Here is a 15,651-nt window from a genome sequence, read left to right on the forward strand (position 1 = left end):
TTTTATAATGCTTTCCTAAAAGTCTTTCGTCGTTTAATAATCTTGGTGTCAAAATCTTTCCATATTTGATGTGATGCATGATTATCCGCTAATTCCGGCAGTCGGATACAAGTTTCAACGCCAAATTTTGTAAACGATTTATGAAATTCATTAAAAATAATAGCCGTTACACCTTTATTTTGATACTGCTCATCCACACCAATTAAATAGAACAAAGCTGTTTTACTGGATTTTTTCGCTTTTAATAGTTTCAAAAATCCAAATGGAAATAATTTACCTTTTGCTTCTTGTAAAGCCTCCGAAAATGATGGTAAAACGATGGCGAAGGCTACCATTTTATCATGTTCATCAAATACAAATTTTATATATTCTGGATTGATAAAGTTGATAAATTTCTTTTTAAAATAATCGCGCTGTGGATTAGAAATTGGAACAAATGAGGAAAGTTTAGAATAGGATTGATTAAACAAATCAAACATACTATCTAGGTGTGGTATTATTTCATTGGTTTTCGTGTAACTGCCAGCTTTTAATTTAAAACGCTTTAAAATGATGTCGTTTGCTCTAACAAAACGTTCTATTGGTAAATTTTTAAAAGCGAATTTACTTTCTATGTATTCTTTTTCCGTTTCAAAACCCAATTGATTAAAATGATCAATATAATAGGGATGGTTATACCAAGTTGCCATAGTTCCAATATGATCAAAACCTTCGGTTAAGGCACCATTTTTATCTAAATTAGAAAAACCAACAGGTCCTTCCATATAATCAAGATTATGCTGTTTGCCTATTTCGGCCACTTTATCTAATAAGACCTTGGATACTTCAATATCATCAATAATATCAAACCAACCGAAACGCATTTTTTTAACTTTCTGTTCGTTGACTTCTGTCCAATTCACAATAGTGGCTATACGACCAACAATTTCATTATTTTTATAAGCTAAAAAAAAGCGCGCATCCGCATGAAGAAAGGCTGGGTTTTTATCGGCACTTAATGTACCAACTTCATCAGATATAATGGGAGGCACCCAATATTTTGAATCTTTGTATAATGAAAATGGAAATGTTACGAAACGTTTTAACTCTTTTTTGTTTTTTACTTCGTGTAATTGTATCATATGGCTTTCGGCATCTAATTTAAACCCTCATCAAAATCAGTATCTTCTTTTTCGCGTTTGTTTTTATTTTTACCTCGCGCTTTATTCTCTCGACGCTCCAACTCTTCATCGGCTGATGTACCGTCTTTTCCTTCTTTGTCTTTATGAAAATCCAATCGGTAGGATGCGCCAATAGTAACACCAAATACAGTAGGCGTATCTTTTGTATTAAAAGTTAAAGCGGTATCAAGTTGGAAATTTTTACTCCATAAATACGCTCCACCAAAACGAATTAAATTATCTGCATAAAAATCACTGCTTATACCTTGCGTTTCACCAAATAGAACCCATTGGTCTGTTATAGATTTGGTTAGGGTTAAAATAAATGAGAAATCAGACTGATCTGTTCCTATTCTATCTAAAATAAAATTGGTAACAAATACCCATCCGCTTGAAAAGTTGTTTTGCGTTCCCACCATAACTTTTGGACTAAAGCCTTCAACACCATAAGCCGTAAACGGATTGTCTTTAGGATCAAAATTGGCACCTGCATAAACGGCAACCGCTGGAATTAATTGCTTCCATTTGAATTTATTATTAGCTTTCCAACTTCTTAAATTTGGTTTCTCTTCACCGGCATTTTTATAAGGATCATATACCAAATATTTAGCACCAACCGTTAGCGTTTTAAAATTGCTTAAGGTTTCGTCATTGGCTATTCCGGCTATATAGGTTTCAGTCCTGTTAGTAGATTGAAAGGTCCCTTCCACATTAACTTCTAACTGTGGGAATAAAAAGCCATAGCGAACGGCAAAATCAGCACCAAAGCTTTTGTCTTCTCGGTTTAAAAGGTTGTGGTTTTCATTTAAAATATAAGGGCCAACTTCAAACTGAACCACATTAGTTCCTACGGAAAATGCACTTCTTGAAACACCAGGTCTGTTGGAATTTATAACTTCGGTATATTGCGCGTACGAATAACCTGTTGTAAACGAAACAAGTAGAAATAAATAGGCTTTAATTGATTTCATAAGTTTTTGTTTGATTTCAAATATAGATATTTTATATTTTTTTTAAGTATTTAAGAGGTAATTTAAATAGTAAGAATTGTATTTTTGTAAAAATTTAGTGATATGCTTCAACACGCATCATTTATGGGCTTAATTAAAACAATTTTAATCATATTATTAGTTTGGTACGGGATGAAAATTTTATCGCGTTTGTTTGCACCTGCATTAATGCGCTATGTAGCTAAAAAAGCGGAAGCAAAATTCGGACAACAATTTAATCAGAGACAACCGCAAGAACCTACTAAAAAGGAAGGTGAAACGGTTATTGATAAAGTTCCTCAATCAAATACTTCAAATAAAAACGTTGGCGAATATGTAGATTACGAAGAAATTGATTAATTTTCGCCTTCATTGATTAATCCAATTTCATGCAATTTTCAATAAAAAAATGCCTGCCTCATATTCTTGTTTTAGTAGGCTTTATTTGTATTTCATTAGCTTATTTTAGTCCTGTTTTAAAAGGTAAAGAAATTTACCAAAGCGATATAAAGCAGTATATTGGTATGTCCAAACAGCAAAAGGACTTTAAAGCAGACACTGGAGACGAAACATATTGGACTAATAGTGCTTTTGGTGGTATGCCAACGTATCAATTAGGTGCAAAATACCCTCATAATTACATTAAACAGCTCGATTTAACCTTACGCTTTTTACCCAGACCAGCCGATTACTTATTTCTCTATTTTATAGGGTTTTACATATTGTTATTGACATTAAAGGTCGATTTCAAATTAGCGGCTTTAGGTGCCTTGGCTTTTGGTTTTTCCACCTATTTAATTATCATATTAGGAGTGGGCCATAATAGTAAAGCACACGCTATTGCCTACATGCCTTTAGTTTTAAGCGGCATCATTCTCACATTTCGGAAACAATACATTGCAGGGTTTTTATTAACTGCTGTTGCTATGGCTTTAGAGTTGGTAGCCAATCACTTTCAAATGACCTATTATTTGATGTTTTTAGTGCTGGTAATTGGTATTGCATATTTGGTAGATGCGTATAAGAAAAAAATGCTACCGCATTATTTTAAATCTGTGGGCATCTTGGTAGCTGCTGTGATTTTGGCTATTGGATTAAATGCTACCAATATCCTTGCTACCCAAGAATATGCGGCAGAAAGTACGCGCAGTCAAAGTGATTTAACCATTAATCCTGATGGTTCGCCTAAAGAAGTTACAACTGGTTTAGATAAAGCTTACATAACAGAATACAGCTACGGACTTTTAGAAACTTTTAATTTATATATTCCTCGATTTTTAGGTGGTGGAAGTTATGAAGACGTCGGGAAAGATTCCGCTACTTATGATTTTTACCTTACTCTTGGTGCCACGCCACTTCAGGCTATGCAAGAAGTTAAACAAACGCCAACATATTGGGGAAATCAAACCATAGTTGAAGCACCAGCATATGTTGGAGCAGTGGTTATATTTTTGTTTGTTCTGGCCTTGTTTTTAGTGAAAGGCCGCTTGAAATGGTGGTTAGTTGGCGGAACCGTATTATCACTATTATTATCCTATGGGAAGAATCTCGGGTTTTTAACCGATTTCTTTATTGATTTTGTACCTATGTATAATAAGTTTAGAGCAGTAAGTTCTATTCAAGTTATTTTAGAATTGTGTATTCCAATATTAGCTATTTTCGGGTTGGTACGGTTATTTAATCCACTTGAAAAACAAGAAGAAAAGCTAAATGCTTTAAAATATACGGCTATGATTACTGCGGGATTAGCTGTGGTATTTTTACTCTTTAAATCGTCTTTATTTAATTTTGTTGGTGCTAATGATGGGTTGTACCGTCAGAATTATGGCCCTCAATTTATTGATGCTGTTATAAAAGACAGAAAAGCATTTTTTACACAAGACACCTTACGAACCTTAATTTTAGTGCTACTTTCAGCAGGAACGATCTTTATGTTTATTAAGGAGAAACTATCTGAAAAAATAGTCATATTCATTTTTGCAGGTTTAATAGTTTTCGATTTGGTTGGAGTAGATAGACGCTATGTAAATAATGATAATTTTGTTTCATCCGTTCAAGTAAACAAGCCGTATCAAGCTAATGCTGCGGATTTAGCGATTTTGAAAGACCCTGAACATTTTAGAGTTTTAGATTTAACATCAGGTGGCGCAAGAGCGTCGTATTTCCATAATTCAATTTCAGGCTACCACGCTGCAAAGTTGAAGCGTTTTAATGAGTTGTATGATTTTCATATTTCACAAAACAACATTAATGTGTTGAATATGCTAAATGCCAAGTATATTATAGCGCAAGATGATGATGATAATATATTCCCATACACAAATACGGATGCCAATGGAAACGCTTGGTTTATTCGCAGTTTAGAACAGGTTAATGATCCGAATATTGAAATATTAAAGCTTGATAGTTTAAATACGAAGCAAATTGCAATTACCTCGATGAAAGGATTAGAAAGCAAAACATTTCCTATAGATTCATCGGCAAAGATCCAAGTAGAAATATATAAACCAAACTATATTAAATACCAATCGGAATCCGCTGTAGATGGTTTTGCTGTGTTTTCTGAAATATATTATAATCATGGTTGGAATGCCTATATAGATGGCGAATTAATGCCATATACACGTGTTAATTATGTACTACGCGCCATGAATATTCCGGCCGGAAAACATACAATTGAATTTAAGTTTGAACCAGAAGTAATACAAACAGGTAGCACTATTGCTTTAGCAAGTTCTGTTGTTTTTGCATTATTATGTTTAGGTGGCTTGTTTTATGGATTTAAACGAAAAACAGACTAGTGTGCGCAAAAAGGTTCTTATCGTTACATACTATTGGCCACCAGCAGGAGGTCCAGGTGTGCAGCGTTGGTTAAAATTTGTAAAATACTTACCAGATTTTAATATAGAGCCTGTAGTATATATTCCAGAAAATCCTAATTATCCCATTGTTGATGATAGCTTACTATCCGAAATTCCTGATTCGGTAACCATCATTAAACAACCTATTTCAGAACCTTATAAATTAGCTGGTTTGTTTTCAAAAAAGAAAACAACAACAATCAGCAAAGGCATTATTACCAATGATGATAAACAAACAGCTTTAGAGCAAGCTTTACTTTTTATTCGCGGTAATTTCTTTATTCCAGATGCGCGGAAGCGTTGGGTGAAACCTTCTGTAGCCTATTTATCTAGTTATATTAAAGCAGAAGGGATAGACACCATTATAACAACAGGTCCACCACATAGTTTACATTTAATTGGTTTGGAACTAAAAAGGAAACTACACTTAACTTGGCTAGCGGACTTCCGAGATCCTTGGACAACCATTGGCTACCATAAACAATTAAAGCTTACCAAAGGTGCTGAAAACAAGCATAAGAAATTAGAGCAAGATGTTTTAAGAAGTGCCGATCGCATTATAGTGACAAGTCATGTTACCAAAGCAGAATTTGAAGAAAAAACAAACCAGCCAATTTCGGTAATTACTAATGGCTATGATGTTAATCAAGTAGCCAAACCTGAATTGGATGCGCAATTTACATTAGCACATATTGGTTCCTTACTATCCAAACGAAATCCGAAAATATTATGGCAGGCCTTAAGCGATTTGATTGCTGAAAAACCAAATTTCGCAACAGACTTCAAATTGAATTTAGTCGGTTTTGTGAGTGAAGATGTGTTGCAATCTATAGATTCGTATGGCTTAAGTCATTATATAAATGAAGTTGGTTATGTATCACATGAAGAAGCAGTTAGATTTCAAAAAAATTCACAAGTATTGTTGTTAATTGAAATAGATTCGCCGGATACACGTTGTATAATTCCTGGGAAACTATTTGAATATATGGTTTCCGAAAGACCTACAATTGCAATAGGTCCTGAAGGATCAGACGTAGCATCTATTTTAAAAGAAACGAATACAGGTAGCTATTTTAAATATGATGATTATAACGCTTTAAAGATGCAAATAGAATTGCATTATGATTCGTTTAAAAGAGGAAGTTTACAAGCGCATGGAATTGGATTACAAAAATATAGTAGAAAAGCATTAACCAAATCATTATCCGAATTATTTTAAATGGGAATCGTAACCAGTCAGTCTATAAAAAATACAATTATCACCTATCTAGGTTTTGGATTGGGTGCCATAAATGTGTTGTTTTTATTTACTGAATTTATAAGTGACGAATATTTCGGTTTAATTACTTATATCTTTTCTACAGCCAATGTTATGATGCCTATTTTAGCATTTGGCGTCCACAATACGCTTATAAAATTCTATTCAACTTATAAAACGCGACAAACACAGAATGGATTTTTAATACTCATGTTGTTTTTACCATTAGCAATTATTATTCCCACAGCCATTATTGGTTTTTTTGCTTTTAATGGTATTAGCACATGGTTAGCTGGAACGAATGTCATAGTTGTAGATTATGTTTGGCTCATTTTTATTTCGGCCGTTGCTTTTTCTTATTTTGAAGTGTTTTATGCTTGGTCTAGAGTGCAAATGCAAAGTGTTTTTGGAAATTTCATGAAGGAAGTTTTTCATAGAGCTGGAACCATGATTTTATTGTTCTGCTTGTATCTTGGTTTTATAGATGTTGAGCAACTTATTTATAGTATAACAGGTATTTATATTATTCGTGTGGTTATCATGAAGTTATACGCGTTTAGTTTGCGGTTTCCGTCCTTTAACATGGTTAAAATCCCAAATCTTTCATCTGTTTTAAAATATACTTCACTTATAATTATAGCAGGTTCCGTTGCTAATGTTATTTTGGAAGTGGATAAGTTTATGTTGAATAGATATGTAGCTATTGAATATGTAGCTTACTATGGTGTAGCTATTTATATTGCGTCAGTAATTGGTGTACCTAGCCGCTCTATGCATCAGATAATTAGTCCGCTAACGGCTAAATTTTTGAATGAAAGAAACAGAACAGAGTTAGATAAATTATACAAAAAAAGCTCGTTGAGTTTATTTATAATTAGTGGGTTTATTTTCCTGCTTATTATCTTAAATATTAATGAATTATATAATTTTATTAATGAAAACTATGCGGATGGAATTCTGGTTGTTTTTATAATAAGTCTCTCTAAACTAACCGATAGTTTATTAGGGAATAACAATGCTATTTTATTTAATAGTGATTATTACCGAATGGTTCTTGTTTTGGGTGTATTTTTAGCTGTACTAACCGTTCTTCTAAACATGGTGTTTATTCCTATATATGGCATAAATGGCGCTGCTTTTGCAACTTTTTTAGCTATATTATTGTACAATATTGCAAAACTATGGTTTGTAAATGTTAAATTGAAAATGCAACCATTTACCTGGAATACCGTTAAAGTTTTAGTTCTCTTACTTGTGAGTCTAGGTATATTTTATTTCTGGGATTTTCCATGGCACCCCATAATTAATATTGGATTAAAATCTTTTTTATTAACTGCCTTTTATGGAACGGTTGTTTATACTATGCATTTTTCTGAAGATATTACCCAGCTCATCAATAACATCATCAAACGTATTAAAAGAGAAAATCCCACGATGTAGCTTTGAGGCATACAAATCGCAGGACTTTCTTACTAACCAACCAAAATTTTTATCTTCTTCGACTAGTGTCCGATTGTCTGGAATTACTAGTAGTTTTTCTTTCTTTACTATATGTACGAGATTTAGGAGCCGTTGGTTTTTTATATGCCTGATTTTTTTTATTTACCCGTTTAGATTGGGTTCTAGAGCTAGTACTTTTCCTTGTACTGTTTTCCCTTGAGCCGTACGCAGAAACTTTTCTATTGTTAGTTCTTGTACTTGCCTTACTATTGCTACGAGTTCTTGGTTTTGAGCTTGCTTCGGTTTTACTTCGTGCATTACCATTTGTTTTCAAAGTATTAGAACGTCTTGAGTTTGTATTTCCTCTAACGGAAGTCTCATTAGCTCGACTTCTAGGCGATTGCTGCACCGCATTATTTCTACTTCTAGGAGCTTGTTGTGAAACCGAGTTTCCACGTCTATTTGGTGTTCTTGTTGCTAATTCGGAACGCCTAGTTATAGTATTGCCTCTTCGACTAGCAACGGCACTCGTACGTCTGTAATTATTGGTGAAGGGTGTAGAATAACTATAACGAACAGGTGTGTAATGCTGTCTGTATGGCCTTTTATAAACTACGCAATAATCGTAAGCCGGAACGCGGTAATACCTGTGCCAAGGTCTATATACATAAATGCGGTTATAAGGGTTGATAAAACCTGTACAGTACGTGAATTGGTTATATCTATTATAATGAACATACATACCGCCAACACTCACCAAATAACCAAAACTATTGTAGCGCATGTTCACATCTCCAACACGAGTTACACGACCGTAATAATCATAATAAACAAGAACATGTTCAATTTGAATTATGGCACCAAACTCATCGTATTGTACAAAGCCATTATAATCATAACCTGTATTAAAACTAATGCTTACATTGGGTGTATTAACGGTTACATTCACATTATTCGTGTAATTCGGCATATGAAAATCAAATTGCCCATCCGGAAATAACGAAAACTCGATTCCGCCTTCAACAAAAATGAAATTATTCCCATTACCAAATCCGCTATTGTTTATTTCATAAGGTTTTTGGTCTGGTATATCGTTTGTATTGGCCATGACTGCTGTACTTGACACAAATAGTATCGAAAGTAAAAATGCTAACTGTTTCATAATTGTTGTGTATTAATTAAACTCATTTGTAATAAAACAAACAACGTGCCAAAATACTTACATAACTAGTAAGCTGGTGATATTCAATGAATTAAAATTTAATTAGAACTTTAGAATTGAAAGGTTGGTGTTTATAATTTCTACTAATTGAACAACTCATGAAAAAACAAAAATCCCAAATAATCGTTTTCGGATTACTTGGGATTTTTCACTAACTAACAAACTAACTAACTAAAACTTATCTTTTCCGCTTTAATGGCTGCGTTTTTATTTTAGAATTATCTGTTTTGTCTTTTCTGTAGTAATAGAAATCTTCTGAATTATGGTCATTATAATTATAATCAGAATGTGTATTTGTAGAGCCATGATTTATAGTACAGCCATATATACCACATAGGTGACACATATTACTAAATGGACTTACAAAACCATGTTGACTAATAATTTCGCCCCAATGGTTATAATTAATATGTAATCCGCCTACTTGTTTTAACAAGCCATTTCGGTTATAACTCATATAGATTGAGCCAGCACGTTTAATTTTTCCGTTGCGGTCGTAATTAATAAATACATTCCCAATTCGTCTTACTTGTCCGTTGGCATCATGCGTTACAATGACACCTTGATTTCTTGGAGCTGCATATCGTACGCGGTTATTGGTTGCAGGTGCACCATAGGTAATATTTACAGAACCCCGTTTTGTATGTGTTGAACTCCTATAGTAATAATTACTTTCAAAGTGACTTGCCTGTGAATTCGCATTTGTATTGAAGTCAAAACTACCATTTGGAAAAATCATGAATTCAATGCCACGTTCTATAAAAATAATTGGCTGCGCATAGCTAGGGTTCAAAATTACTAAATCATCAGCTGTAGAAACAGACCGATTTGTGTTTGCTGTTACAGTTGTTAATCCTATTAACAAAGCTGTAATTAAAAGTACTTGTTTTTTCATCGTATTAGGATTTTGATTATGCCTACTCATAAGCTTTTCGGCTTTCGCTATGTTATAAATAGTATTCAATTGTCGTGCCAAAATAATAACTTATTGACATTCAGGAATATATATAAGTGTTAAAGACGAATAATTTATTTACTTTTATCTGTACCAACTTTTTCATATATGCCAACTACAAAATACACCTGTAAAAACTGTGAAGAATCTTTTAATGAGGACTATAAGTTCTGTCCAAATTGTGGGCAAAAATCTAAAGATAACATTACGTTAGGTGTACTATTTAGTAATACTATAAGTAACTACTTTTCAGTAGATGCTAGATTCTTTAAAAGTTTTATCCCCTTAATGTTTAAACCGGGCTATTTAGCCCAACGTTTTTTAGAAGGCAAACGACTGCTGTATTTACATCCGGCACAATTGTATTTGTTTATGTCGGTTGTATTTTTCTTCTTGTTCTCATTTGTTGCTAATAAACAAGCAGAAACCATTGATTCATCTATGGAGAAAAGTTTTGAGCAAGCTAAAGTGGTAGTGGATTCTTTAACATTAAAACCTGTAGATTCTTTACAACTTGAAAATTATATGAAACCCTATTTAGAAAAACATGAGAAAATGGGCATTTCAAATAAAGAACTTAAAAATTTAGATTCTATTATAAAAAAAGGAGAGAGCACAAAGCCAGTGTTTAATTTTGGTTTTAATCAAACAGAAATTGATTCATTAATTAGAATAGGCGCATCCAATGAAACCATTTATAAGCACATGGGACTTGAGGAAGATGCTGGATATTTAAAAAAACGTTCTTATGAGCAAGCGCTCAAGTTTTTTAAAACTAAAAGTGGTGGTTCTATATTAAAACGCTTTTATGATACGCTTCCGTTTGCTATGTTTTTCCTACTGCCAATTTTTGCACTCTTACTTAAACTTTTCTATTTTAAAAAAGGCACGTACGCTATTCACTTGGTTTTTAGTTTTTACTTCTTTGCCTATTTGTTCACGGTGTTTAGTATTCTTTTACTTTGTAATTTTATTTGGGAAGGATTCCCTGGTTGGTTGACCTTTTTGGTTATGTTATTCACATTTATATACCTTTTTATTGCATTAAAGCGGTTTTATAAACAAGGGTGGTTTTTGAGTTTTATAAAGTGTAACGTCATTGTTTTTATATTTTTCACTTTATTATTTCCAATAACTTTTTTCTTGGGGTTTTTTGCTTTTTTATATTATTAAAGCTTTTCTTTAAGGTATTTACCCGTAATGGATTTTTTATTTTTAACTAATTCTTCTGGCGTACCTTCAGCAATAAGATAACCACCACGTTCACCACCTTCTGGTCCTAAATCAATAATATAATCGGCACATTTAATCAATTCTAGATTATGTTCAATTACAATTATGGAATGGCCTTTTTCAATTAAGGCATAAAAGGATTTCAATAGTTTCTGAATATCATGAAAATGTAGACCTGTTGTGGGTTCATCAAAAATGAATAAGGCTTGATCACTTTTACTACCTTTTCCTAAAAATGTAGCTAATTTTATGCGTTGAGCCTCACCACCAGAAAGGGTAGAGGAGCTTTGTCCTAGTGTTACATAACCCAAACCAACATCTTGTAAGGGTTGTAGTTTTGTTTGAATTTTTTTCTGTTCGGTCTTCGTGAAAAAATCAATGGCATCATCAATAGTTAAGTTTAATATATCATCAATAGATTTGCCTTCAAATAGAACTTCTAATACTTCTTTCTTAAAGCGTTTTCCATTACAAGTTTCACAGGTTAAATGCACATCTGCCATAAATTGCATTTCAATAGTCACTTCACCTTCACCTTTGCAGGTTTCACAACGACCACCATCTACATTAAAACTAAAATGCTTGGGTTGGTAATTCCGAATGTTACTTAATTTCTGACTCGCAAAAAGCGCGCGAATATCATCATAAGCCTTGATGTAAGTCACCGGATTTGAACGTGACGATCTTCCTATAGGGTTTTGATCTACAAATTCAATATGTTTTACATTATTGAAATTTCCTTTTAATTCCGAAAATTGCCCTGGTTTATCACCAAAGTCCGTTATTTTCTTTTGTAAAGCAGGATACACAATTTTTTTAATCAGTGTACTTTTTCCACTTCCAGAAACGCCTGTTACAACGGTTAGCATACCAAGCGGGAGTGTGACATCAATGTTTTTTAAATTGTTTTCTTTGGCGCCAATAATTTCAACCGCATATTTAGACGTGCGTCTTTTTTCAGGAACTTTAATTTCCAAATCACCATTTAAATATTGTGCCGTTAAAGACGACGATTTTAAAATATCCTGAAACGTTCCAGTGGCAACCACGTTACCACCAAATGTGCCTGCTTCAGGGCCAATATCTATAATTTCATCTGCAGCTTGCATGATATCTTCATCATGTTCTACTACAATTACGGTATTACCTAAATCGCGCAAAGCTTTTAAAACATCAATTAAACGTTCGGTATCTTTTGGGTGTAAACCAATACTAGGCTCATCTAAAATGTACATGGAACCAACCAAACTACTTCCTAAACTGGTAGCTAAATTAATTCGCTGACTTTCACCACCCGAAAGTGTATTGGATTTTCGGTTGAGGGTTAAATAACTTAAGCCCACATTATCCAAAAAACTTAATCGGTTGTTTATTTCTTTTAATAAACGCTTTGCTATTTGAGTATCGTGCGCATTTAATTCGAGGTTTTTAAAGAAATCGGCTAACGAATCCAAAGGCATGTCTACCAAATCGGTAATGGTGGCATTGCTAATTTTTACAAAATCCGCTTCAGGACGTAAACGTTTTCCTTTACAGGTTTTACACTTTGTTTTTCCACGATATCTAGAAAGCATTACCCGATTTTGAATTTTGTAGGCTTTGGATTCTAATTCGGCAAAAAAGCTATTTAAGCCTTCAAAATATTCATTACCATCCCAAACTAATTGTTTTTGGTCAGGCGTTAAATCATAATAAGGTTTATGTATAGGGAAATCGAATTTGTGCGAATTATTAACCAGCTGATCTTTATACCAACTCATACTATCACCGCGCCATGCAAATACAGCGCTTTCATAAATGGATAAACCCGTATTTGGAATAACCAAATCTTCATCAATTCCAATTACATCGCCATAACCCTCACAGGTTGGACAAGCACCATACGGATTATTGAAACTAAATAAATGAACATTTGGTTCTAAAAAATCAATACCATCTAATTCAAATTTATTACTAAAATGTTCTTGTGTATTTGTGGAAAGTGATTCAATATAACAATTCCCTTTTCCTTCAAAAAAGGCCGTTTCAATAGCATCGGCTAACCGGTTGTAAAAATCTTCTTCGTTTTTGGTAATGACACGATCTACAACCAAATAGATATTTTCCGGTTTTTCATTTATATCAAAAGCCTCATCAATTCGCACCACAGAGTCATTCACTTTAATTCTGGCGTAACCTTGTTGATTAAGTACTTTTAATTTATCGGCTAATGTTCTGTCTTTTTCCAAAAAAATAGGAGCGAGAAGGAGGAGTTTTTCACCTTCAGGAAAGGCTTTAATATGGTTTAAAACATCAGCAACGGTATCTTTTTTAACCTCTTTACCAGATTTAGGCGAATAGGTTTTACCAATTCTAGCAAACAGTAATTTTAAATAATCATAAATTTCCGTTGTTGTTCCAACAGTAGAGCGAGGATTGGTAGAATTTACTTTCTGCTCTATGGCAATAGCTGGCGCAATACCTTTAATATAGTCTACTTTAGGTTTATTTAAACGACCCAAAAACTGTCTGGCATAACTAGATAAGCTTTCTACATAACGTCTTTGCCCTTCGGCATAAAGTGTATCAAAAGCTAAACTTGATTTACCGGATCCTGATAATCCTGTAATTACCACCAATTTATTCCGAGGAATAACGACATCAATATTTTTTAAATTGTGCAGTTTAGCACCCTTAATGATGATGTTTTCTTTAGGGTTGACTTCGGAAATATTAGTATTCATAAGCTATTGGCAGAATTAATTGTGCAAAGATACTACAACAAAATACCATTAAAAAATAGAATGTATTGCAAATTATTTTAGTGAAAAATGAAAATAAGTTTGTTTTTTTAAAAGATATGTTGTTATATTTGGGTTCTATAAACCTAAAAATCACAAGAGTAGCCTATACGTTTAACATTACTTTATAATATCTTTTTAACCCCAAACCAGATTTTTTCTGGTATAAAAGTAATGATTATGCAAAACAATCTTATCACGGATGCTACCTTGGTTACCAGTTATATACAGGGAAATGAGCAAGCTATTGAGGTCTTAATCAATAGGCATAAACAACGTATTTTCAGTTTTATTTATTCAAAAGTTTATGATCGGGATATTGCCGATGATATTTTTCAGGATACCTTTATAAAAGTTATTAAAACTTTAAAAATGGGTAAATACAATGAGGAAGGGAAGTTTTTACCATGGGTTATGCGTATTTCTCATAATTTGGTTATAGACCATTTCCGAAAAAACAACCGTATGCCTAAATTTAGTAATACGGGTGATTTTAATATTTTTTCCGTTTTAAGTGATAGTACTTTAGATGCAGAAAGAAGTTTAATTAAAGACCAAGTGGAACATGATGTGCGTCGTGTGATTGAAGAATTACCTGAAGATCAAAAAGAAGTATTAATGATGCGTATGTATAACGACATGAGTTTTAAAGAAATATCAGAAAAAACAGGTGTTAGCATCAATACAGCTTTAGGAAGAATGCGTTACGCACTAATCAATATGAGAAAGATAATAGATAAACATAATATAGTTTTAACTAATTGATACAATATATTTTAACTTGTTGCGTTAAGTAGAGTATAAACCAAAAAAAATGAATTTTAATGGCAAAACTTTACTCTCAAAAGAAACCTCAAAATCAAGTTAATTTAAACCCAAAAGAGGAAACTGTAAAATTTCTTCTTGATTATTCGAAGGCTTTAAGTGTTATAAATTGTAATAAGATGAAGTTTGAAGCGCTTCTCAACTAAACTTTGAAAAAGTCCTGATTAGTCTCAGGACTTTTTTTTACATTTCTGCAGTGGCAGCAATCTTTTTTTTCAATGATCTATATTCTATTTTTTGTTTTTAGAGTAGTAATCATTCAACACCGTTTTTCTGCCTATTGCTTTAGTAATAATATCTTTGTTTAAATCCCAACCACGAGCAGGTGAATAGTCCCTGCCATACCAAATTATCTGTAAATGCAAATCGTTCCAAAGTTCCTCGGGAAATAAACGTTTGGCATCTTTTTCAGTTTGTACCACATTTTTACCATTTGTAAATCCCCAACGGTACATAAGCCTATGAATATGTGTATCCACTGGAAACGCTGGAATACCAAACGCTTGCGATAATACCACAGCCGCCGTTTTATGACCAACAGCAGGGAGCTCCTCAAGCTCTTCATAGGTTCTCGGAACTTCACCATTATGTTTATCAATTAATATATGAGATAAGCCATAGATTCCTTTACTTTTCATGGGCGATAAACCGACAGGCTTGATAATTTCTCTGATTTCCTCAACCGAAAGTTTTATCATATCATACGGATTATCGGCTTTTGCAAAAAGGAGTGGTGTAATTTTGTTAACACGAACATCGGTACTTTGAGCCGACATTAAAACGGCAATCAGCAAGGTATATGGATCTTTATGGTCTAAAGGCACTGGAATAGTTGGATACAGTTCCTTTAACGTTTTTATAACGAAATCTACCTTTTCTTGCTTGGTCATAAGTTGTATTTTTACAGAAATTGATTTTAAACAAAGAT

The 15,651-nt window shown here is 33.2% G+C and carries 13 protein-coding genes; 7 read left to right on the top strand and 6 right to left on the bottom strand.

Annotation, left to right across the window (positions count from 1 at the left end; genetic code table 11):
• Positions 1-2: 2 nt before the first annotated feature.
• A complete protein-coding gene (locus ACFPH8_RS06630; RefSeq protein WP_248399869.1) occupies positions 3-1,121 on the bottom strand; it encodes a GTP cyclohydrolase in 1,119 nt (372 codons plus the stop codon).
• A gap of 14 nt (positions 1,122-1,135) precedes the next feature.
• Positions 1,136-2,131 carry a transporter gene (locus ACFPH8_RS06635; protein ID WP_376859517.1) on the bottom strand — a complete coding sequence of 332 codons (996 nt, stop codon included), beginning with the start codon at positions 2,129-2,131 and terminating at the stop codon, positions 1,136-1,138.
• A 102-nt stretch (positions 2,132-2,233) separates the two neighbouring features.
• On the opposite strand from ACFPH8_RS06635, the gene ACFPH8_RS06640 reads away from it, so the two are divergent.
• From ACFPH8_RS06640 to ACFPH8_RS06655, 4 genes are read left to right on the top strand one after another with little or no spacing between them, the layout of a single operon-like run.
• A complete protein-coding gene (locus ACFPH8_RS06640) occupies positions 2,234-2,509 on the top strand; it encodes a DUF4834 family protein (RefSeq protein WP_248399865.1) in 276 nt (91 codons plus the stop codon).
• A gap of 29 nt (positions 2,510-2,538) precedes the next feature.
• Positions 2,539-4,950 (top strand): YfhO family protein, encoded by a 2,412-nt coding sequence (locus tag ACFPH8_RS06645; protein ID WP_376859519.1) that lies wholly within the window; start codon positions 2,539-2,541, stop codon positions 4,948-4,950.
• Positions 4,925-6,229: a glycosyltransferase family 4 protein gene (locus ACFPH8_RS06650; RefSeq protein ID WP_376859521.1), complete on the top strand. Its 1,305-nt coding sequence runs from the start codon at positions 4,925-4,927 to the stop codon at positions 6,227-6,229. Before ACFPH8_RS06645 ends, ACFPH8_RS06650 begins: the two co-directional genes overlap by 26 nt.
• Positions 6,230-7,708, top strand: coding sequence for a lipopolysaccharide biosynthesis protein (locus tag ACFPH8_RS06655; protein ID WP_376859523.1), 1,479 nt, complete (start codon positions 6,230-6,232; stop codon positions 7,706-7,708).
• 49 nt (positions 7,709-7,757) lie between these two features.
• Here the strand turns inward: ACFPH8_RS06655 and ACFPH8_RS06660 are convergent, their stop codons facing one another.
• Both ACFPH8_RS06660 and ACFPH8_RS06665 read right to left on the bottom strand, forming a co-directional pair.
• Positions 7,758-8,870, bottom strand: coding sequence for a hypothetical protein (locus ACFPH8_RS06660; RefSeq protein WP_376859525.1), 1,113 nt, complete (start codon positions 8,868-8,870; stop codon positions 7,758-7,760).
• A 238-nt stretch (positions 8,871-9,108) separates the two neighbouring features.
• The gene (locus ACFPH8_RS06665; protein ID WP_376859527.1) at positions 9,109-9,825 is read right to left on the bottom strand and encodes a hypothetical protein; all 717 of its coding nucleotides are present in this window, start codon (positions 9,823-9,825) and stop codon (positions 9,109-9,111) included.
• Positions 9,826-9,993: 168 nt separating this feature from the next.
• On the opposite strand from ACFPH8_RS06665, the gene ACFPH8_RS06670 reads away from it, so the two are divergent.
• A complete protein-coding gene (locus tag ACFPH8_RS06670) occupies positions 9,994-11,058 on the top strand; it encodes a DUF3667 domain-containing protein (protein ID WP_376859529.1) in 1,065 nt (354 codons plus the stop codon).
• On the opposite strand, the gene uvrA is transcribed toward ACFPH8_RS06670, so the two are convergent.
• Complete coding sequence (uvrA, locus tag ACFPH8_RS06675) at positions 11,055-13,841, bottom strand: excinuclease ABC subunit UvrA (protein ID WP_376859531.1); 2,787 nt, start codon at positions 13,839-13,841, stop codon at positions 11,055-11,057. The two genes, ACFPH8_RS06670 and uvrA, sit on opposite strands and share 4 nt — an antisense overlap.
• Positions 13,842-14,078: 237 nt before the next feature.
• On the opposite strand from uvrA, the gene ACFPH8_RS06680 reads away from it, so the two are divergent.
• Both ACFPH8_RS06680 and ACFPH8_RS06685 read left to right on the top strand, forming a co-directional pair.
• Positions 14,079-14,663 carry an RNA polymerase sigma factor gene (locus ACFPH8_RS06680; RefSeq protein ID WP_248399841.1) on the top strand — a complete coding sequence of 195 codons (585 nt, stop codon included), beginning with the start codon at positions 14,079-14,081 and terminating at the stop codon, positions 14,661-14,663.
• A gap of 59 nt (positions 14,664-14,722) precedes the next feature.
• Entirely contained in the window at positions 14,723-14,869 is a 147-nt protein-coding gene (locus ACFPH8_RS06685; RefSeq protein WP_248399839.1) for a hypothetical protein, read from the top strand.
• An 84-nt stretch (positions 14,870-14,953) separates the two neighbouring features.
• Here the strand turns inward: ACFPH8_RS06685 and ACFPH8_RS06690 are convergent, their stop codons facing one another.
• The gene (locus ACFPH8_RS06690) at positions 14,954-15,613 is read right to left on the bottom strand and encodes an endonuclease III domain-containing protein (protein ID WP_376859534.1); all 660 of its coding nucleotides are present in this window, start codon (positions 15,611-15,613) and stop codon (positions 14,954-14,956) included.
• Positions 15,614-15,651 lie beyond the last annotated feature (38 nt).

The sequence above is a fragment of the Bizionia hallyeonensis genome, assembly GCF_042657385.1.
GTDB classification, from domain to species: Bacteria; Bacteroidota; Bacteroidia; order Flavobacteriales; family Flavobacteriaceae; genus Algorimicrobium; species Algorimicrobium hallyeonense.

Bases quoted from the DNA above. Each gene is read 5' to 3' on its own strand.
- ACFPH8_RS06665 (WP_376859527.1), bottom strand. From the start codon at position 9,825: ATGAAAAAACAAGTACTTTTAATTACAGCTTTGTTAATAGGATTAACA.
- ACFPH8_RS06685 (WP_248399839.1), top strand. From the start codon at position 14,723: ATGGCAAAACTTTACTCTCAAAAGAAACCTCAAAATCAAGTTAATTTA.
- ACFPH8_RS06630 (WP_248399869.1), bottom strand. From the start codon at position 1,121: ATGATACAATTACACGAAGTAAAAAACAAAAAAGAGTTAAAACGTTTC.
- ACFPH8_RS06645 (WP_376859519.1), top strand. From the start codon at position 2,539: ATGCAATTTTCAATAAAAAAATGCCTGCCTCATATTCTTGTTTTAGTA.
- ACFPH8_RS06640 (WP_248399865.1), top strand. From the start codon at position 2,234: ATGCTTCAACACGCATCATTTATGGGCTTAATTAAAACAATTTTAATC.
- ACFPH8_RS06635 (WP_376859517.1), bottom strand. From the start codon at position 2,131: ATGAAATCAATTAAAGCCTATTTATTTCTACTTGTTTCGTTTACAACA.
- ACFPH8_RS06690 (WP_376859534.1), bottom strand. From the start codon at position 15,613: ATGACCAAGCAAGAAAAGGTAGATTTCGTTATAAAAACGTTAAAGGAA.
- uvrA (WP_376859531.1), bottom strand. From the start codon at position 13,841: ATGAATACTAATATTTCCGAAGTCAACCCTAAAGAAAACATCATCATT.
- ACFPH8_RS06670 (WP_376859529.1), top strand. From the start codon at position 9,994: ATGCCAACTACAAAATACACCTGTAAAAACTGTGAAGAATCTTTTAAT.
- ACFPH8_RS06660 (WP_376859525.1), bottom strand. From the start codon at position 8,870: ATGAAACAGTTAGCATTTTTACTTTCGATACTATTTGTGTCAAGTACA.
- ACFPH8_RS06655 (WP_376859523.1), top strand. From the start codon at position 6,230: ATGGGAATCGTAACCAGTCAGTCTATAAAAAATACAATTATCACCTAT.
- ACFPH8_RS06680 (WP_248399841.1), top strand. From the start codon at position 14,079: ATGCAAAACAATCTTATCACGGATGCTACCTTGGTTACCAGTTATATA.
- ACFPH8_RS06650 (WP_376859521.1), top strand. From the start codon at position 4,925: ATGGATTTAAACGAAAAACAGACTAGTGTGCGCAAAAAGGTTCTTATC.